Source organism: Calditrichota bacterium, assembly GCA_016867835.1.
Lineage (GTDB): Bacteria > Electryoneota > AABM5-125-24 > Hatepunaeales > Hatepunaeaceae > VGIQ01.
This window is the reverse complement of record VGIQ01000017.1, coordinates 21,862-34,408: the sequence shown is the minus strand read 5'-3', so window position 1 is coordinate 34,408 and position 12,547 is coordinate 21,862. Positions and strand designations below refer to the sequence as shown.

Genomic DNA, 12,547 nt, shown 5'->3' with positions numbered 1-12,547 from the left:
CCTCTATCTCAGCGGCAGGCTCCCGCAACCAGCCAAGTGATTTTGCCAGATCAAACCAGCAATAAGCGAGCCGACCGGGTGAATCCGCAAGAGCAATGGCTCTATGCAACAATTCAACCGCCTCTCGTGTTATTCTTTTCTTGGTTTCAATTGAACCGGTCGAAGTAGGTCTTATCTTCCTTGCCAATCTTGTCTTGGCCTGAGCATACTCATGCACAATCTTCGGATCATCTGGTCTTTGTTCATAGGCTTGGGACAGAATCCGATGCGCTTCTTCGATGTTGCCCGATTGCCGATGCAGAATGGCTCTTTCAACCATTTCACTTAGGCTCCTATCCGACGGAATGGCATTTAAGACCTTACGCGCTTCCAATACCTTTCCCTGATGAATAAGGGCGCGCGCGACAGCCAAAGCTATTATTGAAAAGTCACTCTTCCTGCCTGCTTCAAGAAAGTTATTCCATACTTCCTTGACTGTCTCCCATTCCTGCATACTTAAGGCGAACTCAACTAATTGAGCCGCAATTGTGCCAACCCCGGGATTGGTCTCTAATGCCTGCCTCAACACTCTCATAGCATTATCCCGATCCCCAAGCGCCCAGAACTTGGCGGCTTCTCTTGAAGCCAGAATAGCGCCGAACGTAGGGTGAACAGGTAGTATTATCCGAAAGTAAAATCTACTTTCGTCGAAATCAAAAATCGGACTTGGGGAGCCATTCTCAAGCATTCGTCTGCTGATCTTGGGCAAACCAGTGCCTCGCATTTCCGCCAAACGTAGATCCTTTAGAATCTCGCCGATTAGTCGATTGCGTGCTGGAGGCGCTGGAAAGTCACCGCTCTTAAGATGACTTAATTCAAGTCCTGAAACCGGCCCTGGGTAACTCGTAATCTGCATCCTATTTGGATAGAGATATACCTTTATGGGATCATAATTGGAATCATATCCCCGATGATAGACCGCATTGACAACTGCTTCGCGAATTGCCTCAAAGGGATAGGCTACGGTGCGGTCAGATTCAGGTCGATCACTTCTCTTTCTTATAGTAACTCCACCACCTATTGATTCAAGATAACTGATACATGCAAGCAGTTGTTCTTTGAGCGTTCCTGCGAATCTCCTTTCTTCAATCAAATCTCCTCCTGCGTCATCTCCAAACTGAACCACCTCAATGATAGCAGTTGGGAAATGTGCTTGTGGTTCACGTGCAAAGAACAATACTCCAGCATTTCTGGGGACCATGTGTGAATTTATTTTCACACTCAAGCGTAATTTCTCAAAAAGCACGTCATCTGCATAATCACCCTCCGTCAGGTGGCTGCCTATGTCATCAAGAAACTCTTTAAGTAAATGCCCGGAGACATCATCCATATTTGCGGTAAGACTCCGTCGGGCATCAAATGGAATCTTTGCTGCGGATTCGAGGAGTTGACGTCTAATATCACCTTTTGCCACAATGGTTTCGCTCGCCAGCCGTATATAATAGACTTTGCCACGTTGGTCCTTGTCGGGAGCTTCGTATGGCCTATTGTCTCCAGCGGGCGCCCATATTGCCAAAATATGCTTGCCCATAAAAGACTCTGGCGATATAATTGGAAAGTAGTTCGGCGAAATCTGAATACATCCTTGGCGAATCGCCCTCTGTATTCTATCAATATCGTTCGTTGGAATTCCTACGGGCGGTAATTTAGGCAGCCCATCCTCTTCCTCAATGCCAATTATGATATACCCGCCATTGAGATTATGAAGATCATTGGCAAAAGCGCAAATAGAACGAATGACTGATATCCCTGTCCATTCGTTCCACACTGCCTTGTATTCGACACGCTGTTGCTCAACCGTTCTTTGCCGGATCAAGTCATCTATGTTTATGGGAAGATTTGAAGCCATCCCTACCCCCCTCCCCCCTTCCCGTTCCCGTTGATCTTCCCGACCCGACGGGCATGGCGGCCGCCTTCAAACTCGGTTGAGAGGAACCGCGTCAGGATCTCCTCGGCTTGCAGCCGCCCGGTCAGCCAGCCGCCCATCACCAGCACATTGGCGTTGTTATGCCGCCGGGCATACTCAGCCTGAACTCCCGACGCGCAGAGCGCTGCATAAACTCCCGGCACCTTGTTGGCGACGATTGACATCCCGATTCCGGTGCCACAGACGAGCAAACCCCGGTCACAGTTGCCGCGCGCCACCGCTTCGGCTGCCGGACGCCCGAAGTCGGGGTAGTCGCAGGGCTGCTCACTGGTAGTCCCGTAATCGACCACCTCGTGCCCCTCTTCAAAGAGGCGCTGCTTGAGTAATTCCTTTAGCGCAAAGCCGGCATGGTCCGATGCTACCGCAAACCGCATATCAAACCTTGTTATGATCTGTTGTTGATGATGATGGTGACAATCATGCTGATGCTGAATCCCGCCACTCTTTCACTCTGACATAATCGAGCATCTTGTCTGCAATCAGCATTCCGCACTCTGCACTCAGTCAAGTCCGCTCAGGAACTTGTCGAGCGCCTGCACTTCCGGCCACGAGGGATCGATCCAGTCGTAGGCCTTCCCGGTCGGCCGGTTCGCTTTGCTCATGAAGCGATCCTCTTTCGACGGGATCAGTTCGCTCTGCACCAAACTCCGCATCCCGCGTTCGCCATCGGATCGCGCTTGAGGATTACCCGATACCGCGGCACGTTGATAAAGCCCGTAGGCAATGGCGAAGACCAGTTTGTCGTTGAACTTGATGTTATCTCCCGAAGCCGCGTCCGCCGACCGAAAGTATGCCTCCGCCATTGCGTTCAGAGCAACCCCATTGCCCGGCTCGAGGTCGAGCGCTCGCGCTCCCCACCTTCGCGCTTCGGACCAATTATTCAATGCCAGGTAGTTGCGGCTGATTTCTATGGCATCGGAAGCGTTCTTCGGCTCCAGATCGAGAGCCTTCCTAAGTGCTGCAATCGCCCCGTTCCAGTCGCCAAGATCCGCCCGGGAATGCCCCAACTGCCGCCAGACTCCGGCGTCGGCGGGCTTCGCCTTAAGATATTCCTCCATCTCCGCCGTCGCTTCCTTCGTCATCCCTTGAGACGAAAGTTCGGTCGCATAGCGAAGCCGCAGTTCGGGATCGTCTGGCGCGGCTTCGAGCGACCGCTTCAGTTCGGCGAGGTATTCCTCAGGCGAACGACGCGACCGTATTAGATTCGTGAGCCGCTCGCGCAACCCCTTGTCGTCCGGCCAGCGATTTACCATGCTTTGCAACGTCGCAATAGCGTCGTCCCACCGCTCGGCTGCCTCGTAGATCGCTTCCAAGTCCTGGTAATAGCGAAGCGAGTCGGGCTTCAGACGCACCGCCGCCGATTGCTGCGCTATAGCTTCATCGTAACGTCGCTCATTGCGATACATGATCGCCAGCGCAACCCGGGTATGCTCGTCCTCCGGAAAATACTTGACTCCCTCTTCAAAGGCATAGACCGCCGAGTCGAGCATTCCGGCCCGGATGAAGCAGTCTGCCCAATATCGGTAGAAGTTCTGCTTGTGGTCCCGGTCGTAGTATCGCAGTGTCAGGAAGTGCTTGCGAGCCGTCTCGTAGTCGCCATTCTTGTAGCGTTCGTGCGCAAACGAGCGCGTCACGAGGATGATGCTGTCACGCTCTGCTGCAGTAAGGGTATCCTGCGGCGACGCAACCTGAGCCGACCGGTCGGGAAGTTCCTCCACCGGCGGAAGCGGCGCACAGGAATGCAGCAGCGCGATCGTCAATAGGATTAGTAACACCGGACCTGCCTTAACAGTCCGCATGACGAGGTTCAGGATCGGATTAGAGGTCAATGTCGGCCCTTGCGTTGCACAAACCAGAGTTCGGCATGATGAAAAGAGACCTTAAGCGTCAGGAAGCGCTCCCGGACGCTGTCGGAACGATCCGCGCCGCCGATGCCGCCTTCGACCGCGAGGTCGAGCCGCGACCGACCTCCGGCAAACGGGATTCCTACTCCACCGGTTGCGACATGGCGCACCGCCTGCCACCCGCCCGAGGTGAGGGCGTAGTCCTCGGCGCGATAGACGCCGGCGCGATAGATCAACCCCCGGTAGAACGGGTCGAGCGGCCGAAAGTCGGGCTTCCACTCCCAGCCTACCGCATACTTGCGCCCATCCGAGAAAGCCCTGTCGAACTGCGGCTCGGCATCCGTCGAACCCCATAACTGGAGCGCCATCGATGCCGCAACGGTATGTCCACCCCAGCGGCGTCCATATCCGAACGCCAAGCCCCACGGCAGATAAGCCTTATAGGGCCGCTTCGAAGTCGAGTCGGACTGCACCGCCGAACCGTTCTTGACGACCAGTTGCCGTTCGATGTCGAGTTCGACCGGAGAATCAATCGCTATTGCAGCAGTCCAATTCCCGACATCGCGAAAGGCCGACAGGTGCCCGCCTACCCCCCGGTAACGGTCGCTGAAAGTGAATGAAGCGGGTATGGTCCCGGTGGGAGCCCCGGTATAGTCCACCCGGCTCAGCCGCTCGATCTTGCCGGTGATCAACCGAACCCCGACCCCGACCCGGATCGCATTCGGCGCCTGGAACGACGCCGCCGCGAGCGTCTGGCTAATCCCGCCCTGACCTTCGCGCTGGAACCCGGCAGGACTCCAGCCGGCATTGCCCCCGGCCCGGATCTTGTAGTGCATCCGGGTGATCGGCGCAAGGCTCAAGCCGCCATAGACTTCCTTCCCCAATGGCAGCACCAGAGCCGCTCCATCAAACCCGGCGAGGTCGCTCAGTTCGCTCCCAAAAGCGTCCTCGGCGCGGTTGCGATCCCACTTCAGATTGACTCCGAAGCGTGCATGCGGGTATCCGCCCCACGTTGCCGGCACATAGGGCGATACCGTCAATGAATCGGGTGTGGCGAGGGTTGCTGTCCCTACCCCATAGTCGCGGGCTCCCGAGGCAGATTGATAGAGACCGTAGCCAAGCGCCGACAGGGGTGAGTCGGCCTGCACTTGCGACACGGCAAGAAGGACAACTGCTATGATAGTAAGTGGAAAGCGCTTCACCGGCGATACTCCGTGTATCGAACCGTTAGCCGGGGACGTCTCCCAACATCGTCTGCATCGCGTCCGTAGAACGCCATCGCTTCGATCATTCCGCCTTCGATGCCGGAGCGCAACTCCAGCCCAAAGTTGCCCGAAGGTGTCTGCACCCACTGGTGAACCGCCGCAGTAACCGGGAGCACCAAACTGTCGAGCGTCGTGTCGATAGCCGTCGGCAAGAGCACCATTGAAGCCCATCCGGCCGAGTCGGGATATTCGCTCTTCCAGCGGTCATCGGTGAATCTGACCGGCAGCAGCGATCGCGTAGCCGGAAATCGTGTTAGTGAGTTATGATCGCGGAAGAGGGTGAGAGCTGCCCAGTTGACGACTACGTGAAAAGAATCGGTGCGGGCTGTTAAAGACGATATGTCAAAATACAATCCCGTCCGCCAGACTACGCCGCTCGCGACTACGATCTGATCCGGCGCCAGTGACGGTTCGGGCCGCTCCATCGGTCGCCGGTCATAGGCGATCAGGTAAAGGTCGTCGCTCGCCCTTAGCCGCAAAGTATCCTGGCGCGGTGGAAGATGAGCGCTGTCACGGACGGTCCGAAAGAGATGGAGTGTCGGGCGGAGGGTATCGGTAGCGCTGTTGCGTGAAAAGAACGGCACCATCTGCCCGCCGCTTCGCGGCACTATGTAGAACGTCAAACCGCTGTCGGCACGGGAGGTGTCGCTCCGGGCGACCCATTCGCGAACCCTTTCCAGCGGTAGAGCAATCTCCCACCGGCCTGAGTCGGATACCTCTGGCGACAGCGCTCCCAGCCGCTCACCCGGCGGCAGGCTGTCGACATCCGGCATCCGAGACTCGATCCAGTAATAGTCGAGCAGGCTCGCGGTCAGAAGCGGGAACTCTCCATCGCCGTAAAGGCCGTTCCAGGCAAGATTAATCCTCGCCGAGTCGATCCGCACCGTCGAGTCAGGCGCCGCCGGCGGCAGGAATCTGAAGAGCGCTCGCGATATCAGGTTCCCTTCCCATCCGGCATAGATGAGCGGACTTCCACCGGTGCCGACGCCTTCTATATGATAGTAGCGAGAGGTATCGACCGACAGTTCGACCGACCCGGGACGACCCTCATTTGGCACCCCGATTCCCGATCCCGTAGGCCCGCCCGAATCGGCACAACCAACCAACAGGATCGCAGCCAGGACGACCAAAGATGAATAGAGAGGCGCACTGATGAGGAAAGACCTAACCTGCTTGGGGAGACTCATAGTCTATCAATATAGCAGGCAGGCTCAATCAAGGCAAGCCGAAGACAACTAACCCGGTCTCCTCACCACGGGTTCCAGAGAATCACCCGGAGCGGCCCGTGAGCCCCCAAGACCAGTTGCTTTTCGATGTCTGCCGTGCGCGACGGGCCGGTGATAAGGGTGTAACTGAGGTGGGAATCGGCAGTTTCCAGATAGGCGGCAAGATCGGGATAGAGCGGCGCACCTGATGCTATCGCAAGATGCACCGGAGGCAGACTCCCGACCAGCCGGTCGCCCGGTCCAACAGAGGTGCAAATCAGGGTGCCGGTCTCCGCGATGAGCCCATCGACGAGGGTTATCCCGCAGGCGGCTCGGGCGATCCTCCCGGCGGTTGACTCCAAGCCTTCGCCTTGCGAGGTCTCGATGACCGGTACTCCCAATACTGCAAGGCGGCTTTCGAATTCAACCTCGAGCCGGCTCGACAGCGCGACAGGGGTTAGCCCCTCGCGGAGAACATAGTCCGCTATCGCTTTGAAAGAAACGCCCCCCTGGGATGGATGGACGATTTCCCCATTCGCCGCCAGCCATCGCACTTCGAACAATTCCCGCAGTGATTCGCGAGACAGATCCATCACCGTCAGCACCTCCCCTCCGTCATGCGCCACCGATCAGCACCCCGGCGGCAAAGACCAATGCCCCGCCGATCACCACCTGGACGATAGCCGATCCGAGCGGTGTCTCCATATATTTCTTGCGCACCCACGCAATGACCCCTAACTCGACGACCACCACTGCGACCGCCACGGTCGTCGCCAAATGGACGTCGGGAATCAGGAACGGCAGGGTATGTCCTATCCCGCCGATGGTGGTCATTAATCCGCAGATGACGCCCCGTATCCAGGGCGCGCCGCGGCCGGTCATCGAACCGTCGTCCGAGAGGGCTTCAGCAAAGCCCATCGATATCCCGGCTCCAATGGAGGCTGCCATCCCTACGAGAAATGTCTCCCAACTGTTCATCGTAGCGTAGGCAGCGGCAAAGAGCGGCGCCAGCGTCGAAACGCTTCCATCCATTAGTCCGGCAAGTCCGGGCTGGATCACCTGGAGAACGAAGAGCCGGTGCGATGCGGCCTTCTCGTCCAGTGTGACCTCCATCCGGCTGATCTGCTGAGCCAACCCGGCGTGACGTCGCTCCTCTTCAGCGAGGTCGCCCAGGAGTTGCCGGATGCCCGCGTCGGTGGTGCGCCGGATAGCGGCTTCGTAGAATCGTCGCGTCTCAACTTCCATCGACTCTACTTCACGCTTGGCCCTGGCCAGCGTGAGCGGCTTCATCAGCCAGACCGGCTTTCGCGCTACGAAGCCCTTGACGTCCTGCCGCCGGATCAGTGGAATGTGCTCGCCGAATCTCGCGCGATAGATGTCGAGCAGCCGATGGCGGTGGTCGTCTTCCTCAGCGCGCATGCGGCGGAACTCGTCCGCCTGCTGTGGGTAGGCGGCTTCGATAGCATCGGCAAGCGCTTCGAGGATGCGGCCATCCTCCTCTTCGAGGCTGATGGCGAGGGCGAGGATTTCAGACTGGGAGAGATCTTTGAACGCCGGCATAGGGGAGTAAGAAGTATGGAGAGTGGAAGATGCGACGAAGCGAACCAGTATCTGCTTGAGAAAATAAGCGTAATAGGCTTAGATCGTCTTGCCCGCGAAGGCGGGCTTCCAGCCAAGATCGACCTTGCTGGGTTCCCTCCTGCGCGGGAACGACACCTTTGCTATGCAAACTATTCCAACTTGATGCCAGACTGCGGCCAGGACCGGCCTTAAAACTTTTAGTCTGACTTGATCCTGCATTCCCGCACTACCTCATCAAGACCACTGACTGGAGATGCTTCGCCCCGTCGACGCGGCTCTCAATGAAATAGACACCAGTGGATAGACCTTTGGCCGGTATCGTTATCTGGTGAGAACCGTCGGAAAGCGCACCATCACACAATTTCATGACCGACTTGCCGGAAACATCCAGCATTCTCATTCTGACAAGGGACGGCTTCGCAAGCGTTATAGTCACCGCTGTTGTGCCATTAAAGGGATTCGGGTATGCTGCAGAAACCTCCCATAACGAAGGGATGGTGGATTGATCATCTTGCGGCACTCTTTGCGCATCGGAAATGTCCAGTATCTCCACCGAATACCGGTCGGCAACGTAGAGCAAGTTGCCATCTGCTAGAATGGCTTCCGCTCTGCCCGGTGTGTTGTAACGTCCCGTCTGCCATAATTGCCCCTCCTCTGTAACATGAAACACCCGAACTCCCGAGGTATCCTCCGCCGTTGCAACAATTCGGTTGCCTGCGGGAGCAATTTGGTGAACTGGCCCACTCACTCCGCCAATATGAACCATGTTCTCAACATCTGTAATGTCTAAACAGTATATTCCGGGCCAGTAAGCACTTGGTCCTCGCCCTACCAAAAGTAGCGGCACAAGGTATGTGAAACTATTGATACCACTATAGCGCGCATTCTCGAAATTCATTCCAATCATCCGGAAATCATCTGGGTTTGATATGTCATAGACCGCATATCCGTAAGTCTCGGCAAGAAATCCAATCCCACCCCGGGGTTGAAACAGGATGTTTGACGAATTGCCGAAGCGAGTATCCTGCTCGGAAACAAGGCGAAGATTGTCAGGCTCCCGAACGTCGCAAACTGCAACGCTATACTTTGCTGTTATATAAGCAATTCCATTATCGATCCGGATGCGCGACGCTTCATTCGGCAATGCGAGCGAATCGAGGATTTCATAGGTCTGAGGGTCATCAAAACGAATTGAATATAAATGCCTGAAGCGGATATCTGGAGTGCTTGCCCTTACGACAAACACATTCCCATCTGCATCCGAAGCCAATCCAACAAAACCATCGCCACGCCCGCCTAAGTTACAAAAGTGCGGTTCTGTTGGATTCAACGGATCCTCTATGCCAATTGTGTGAAGGAACGGTGCGTTGAGAACAATTAAGATCTCGCCTGTCTTGACAATATCTAATCCTCTGCCAGATTTATTAATGCGACTACGCAATTCCATTCTCCGGGGATCGGAAACGTCGATGAGAAAGACCCCTGTCTGATTGCTAACGGCCGCGAGGTCGTCACCAACAGTCAAAGCGGGACGTCCACCCCAGATGGGCAATTGCACTGAAGAAAGTCGGTTTTCACGTCCCGGGTCCGAAATACCGATAGCATGAAGATTGCCATCTCCGGAAACTGCATATATTAGGGTGTCCCTGACAACAAAGTTATAAGTTCCAAAAGGTGCCAGAATCCTCGCCGAGAGCCTTACATCACGGGGATTGCTTTGATCAAAGCAATAGAAGAATCTGAAGTCTGAGTATTCCGATTCAGACCTTACTAACCAATAATCGTTTCCTAATGTCTGCAACGACCACCCAACTATATGAATTATATCCGCAAGAACTATATTCTCAATATCGGAAATATCATAGAACCTGGTCAAATCACTATTGGAAGCTTGAGCAATCAAAATCCCATTGTCAGACACACAAATCGACTCAAAATAGCCTGGAATACTGCCAATGAGTTCACGTTCATAGTTTTCATCGAAGGCATAAATCGCCAGGCGCTCATCTTCTCCGATATACACCCTATTTCCCGTGAATAAGTATGGATGGTAAGACACTGCCCTTCCAATAGAACGAATATAAGTTGGATTGCGAGGATTTGTAACGTCATAGAGATTGAAGTTACTAAACAGGGCAAGATTGCCTGCTACTTGCACACTTTCCCCGCCCGGTAGAATTGAAGTCAGCGCCACCGGTGTTGATGGGTCGCTAACGTCGATCAGATGATAAGCATCGAATGTGGCAACATAGAGTATGCTGTCCCTCAGGGCACTCGACAACGCCCGTCCAACATTCAGCAGCGGCACCCGCGACACCTGCCGGATGTCCACATTCGGTTGCGAGAAGGCGGACGAGCCAAACCCCGCCATCAAGAGCGCGACGAGTAGAGTTAGTTGCGCCATCTCAATCACCTCATATGAGTTCTTTGAATTAATCGATCTGCGCCCGGGAGTCGCCGTCACGTGCCCTCAAGTGACGGCAGGTTCGTGCCTAAAGTGCTGTCACGTGAGGCACGTGACAGCGACCAATGCGGAAAAATCAAAGACTCTCTTTTGTGCCTTATGACTTCATGACTAAACTCAATATAGCCTCGATCCCATCACCTTGCAAACACGCCCCCTTCCTACTGCCCTCACTTCACCGGCCGCATCACGATGCACCCCCGCGGACACTCCGCCGCGCAGATACCGCAGCCCTTACAGTAGTCATAGTCCACCCAGTAGAGCACCCCCGGCATCAGGTCGTAGGGAGCCGGCCGCGCGTTCTCCCCGAACGCCCGGTGCACCGCGACGTCGGGGCAGAAGACGTAGCAGTTGTCGCACGCCGGGCAGGAACCGCAACTGAAGCATCTTCCCGCCTCTTGCATAGCCGCCGCTTCGTCGAATCCGCCCCACACTTCGTCGAATGATTGCGTCCTTTCACTCACCGGCAGGCTGTCCGGCTCTTCACGCGGGCGGAACTCGAAGTAGGCTGGATTGAGATCCGCGAACCGGATCACCTTCGACTCGCGACTACGCAGCGAGGGGGTAGTAGCATCCGCAGTATCCGATTCCATCGCCTTATCAACACCCGCCGCACCGTGCCTTAAATACTCATCGATCCCATTAGCGGCCCGCCGTCCGAATCCAATCGCGGCCGTAACGGTCCCGGCGCCATCCGCCGCATCGCCGCCAGCAAACAACTTATCCACCGGCGTCCGGCCCAACTCGTCCGCCGGGATGTTCCAGGATGTCTTTGCAAGAATGTCGTCGGGAAGGTAAGCCAGGTCGGCGGTCTCGCCGATGGCCGTAACGATGGTGTCGCACGGCACTGCGAACTCGCTGCCGGGGATCGGCTTCGGACTGCGCCGCCCCGACGCGTCGGGTTCGCCAAGCGCCATCCGGATAGACCAGGCTCCGACCAGGCACCCATCCTCCCGCCAGGTCTCTACCGGCGCTGCGAGGAAGTCGATCTCGATCCCTTCGGCAAGAAGTTCCTCGATCTCCTCGGCAATGGCCGGCATTTCGTCCCGCGTCCGGCGATACTGGAGGCGGACGTCGCGACCCATCCGAAGAAGCGACCGCGCGACGTCGATGGCCGTGTTGCCGCCTCCGACGACCAACACCCGACTGCCAGTCTCCGGGTCGAGTCCAAGGTTGACCCGGCGCAGCACTTCGGTCCCCGACAGCACTCCACCCCGATCTTCGCCCTTGGCTCCCAGCGGCCGGCTGACGGTGAGTCCTGTCGCCGCGAAGACCGCATCGAACTTCGCCATCAGATCGGAAAAGGGCAGGTCGCTCCCGATCCGGACCCCAGTACGGATCTCGACTCCCAATGAAGCGATGCGGGTAATTTCCGCCTCGAGCACCTCAGGCGGAAGCCGAAAATCGGGTATCCCGACCCGCATCATCCCGCCGGCAACCGGTTGCGCTTCGAAAACGGTAACGCCATGCCCCATCAACGCCAGATGATACGCCGCCGAAAGACCTGCCGGACCGGACCCGATCACGGCGACACTACGCCCGCTCGCCGGCGCCCGCTTGAGTGCCGGAGGCCGCTCGCGAAACCGGTCGCCAAGGAACCGCTCAATCGCGTGGATGTTGATCTTGCCCCCCATCTCACCGCGATTACACTCCACCTCACACGGATGCGGGCAGACCCGCCCGCACGTCCCCGGAAAGGGCGATGTTGCCGCCAGCACCCGCCAGGCTTCTTCGAACTGCCCCGCCCCGACGAGCGTCACGAATCCAACCACGTCGTTGCCGGCCGGACACCGCCAGGTGCAGGGCGGCGTCTGCTCGACATGATGCGGCTCGACATTGCGCCAGGCGCCGGTCTTATTGACGCTGGTATTGCCCAGCGACGCCGCCATCACCGGCAGGTCGCGCCACGACTTGAAGAGTATCGGTTGTTGAGACATAGACTGAGTGCAGAATGTTGTAGGTGTGCAGATCGTTTTTCACTCATCCCCCCGCTTGGCGGTGAGATCGTTGGGGGGGGGAATCAGAAAAGCGAACTAACCCCCCTAACCTCCCCCGTCAAGCAGGAGGGAGAGTGTGAATCGCAATCTGGACCGGGTCATGTATTAAACAGTGCAGAAAAGTGTTGACTTGGAGGGTGGACATTCTTGTCCGCCCTTGCTTAATAGGAACTTCTCATCAAGGCGGACAGGAATGTCCGCCCTCCAGGAACGGCAACAATAATC

9 protein-coding genes are annotated in these 12,547 nt (G+C 56.6%); all 9 read right to left on the bottom strand.

Going from position 1 to position 12,547, the window contains the following annotated elements; translation table 11 throughout:
• Positions 1–1,888, bottom strand: a 1,888-nt coding sequence (locus tag FJY67_03290) for a hypothetical protein (GenBank protein ID MBM3328484.1), incomplete at its 3' end; no start/stop codon positions are given.
• Positions 1,889–1,890: 2 nt separating this feature from the next.
• Positions 1,891–2,340, bottom strand: coding sequence for a ribose 5-phosphate isomerase B (gene rpiB, locus FJY67_03285; GenBank protein ID MBM3328483.1), 450 nt, complete (start codon positions 2,338–2,340; stop codon positions 1,891–1,893).
• Between the two features lie 126 nt (positions 2,341–2,466).
• On the bottom strand, positions 2,467–3,795 hold the full coding sequence (locus FJY67_03280; protein MBM3328482.1) for a tetratricopeptide repeat protein: 1,329 nt from the start codon (positions 3,793–3,795) through the stop codon (positions 2,467–2,469).
• Positions 3,792–5,012 carry a hypothetical protein gene (locus tag FJY67_03275; protein MBM3328481.1) on the bottom strand — a complete coding sequence of 407 codons (1,221 nt, stop codon included), beginning with the start codon at positions 5,010–5,012 and terminating at the stop codon, positions 3,792–3,794. The genes FJY67_03280 and FJY67_03275 overlap by 4 nt, the downstream gene beginning before the upstream one ends.
• Entirely contained in the window at positions 5,009–6,262 is a 1,254-nt protein-coding gene (locus FJY67_03270; protein MBM3328480.1) for a hypothetical protein, read from the bottom strand. Before FJY67_03270 ends, FJY67_03275 begins: the two co-directional genes overlap by 4 nt.
• A gap of 62 nt (positions 6,263–6,324) precedes the next feature.
• Positions 6,325–6,906 (bottom strand): hypothetical protein, encoded by a 582-nt coding sequence (locus tag FJY67_03265; GenBank protein ID MBM3328479.1) that lies wholly within the window; start codon positions 6,904–6,906, stop codon positions 6,325–6,327.
• Positions 6,896–7,840, bottom strand: coding sequence for a rubrerythrin (locus FJY67_03260; protein ID MBM3328478.1), 945 nt, complete (start codon positions 7,838–7,840; stop codon positions 6,896–6,898). The genes FJY67_03265 and FJY67_03260 overlap by 11 nt, the downstream gene beginning before the upstream one ends.
• Positions 7,841–8,087: 247 nt before the next feature.
• Entirely contained in the window at positions 8,088–10,265 is a 2,178-nt protein-coding gene (locus FJY67_03255) for a T9SS type A sorting domain-containing protein (GenBank protein MBM3328477.1), read from the bottom strand.
• 230 nt (positions 10,266–10,495) lie between these two features.
• Positions 10,496–12,262, bottom strand: a complete 1,767-nt coding sequence (locus FJY67_03250) for an FAD-dependent oxidoreductase (protein ID MBM3328476.1) — start codon at positions 12,260–12,262, stop codon at positions 10,496–10,498.
• Positions 12,263–12,547: the final 285 nt, after the last annotated feature.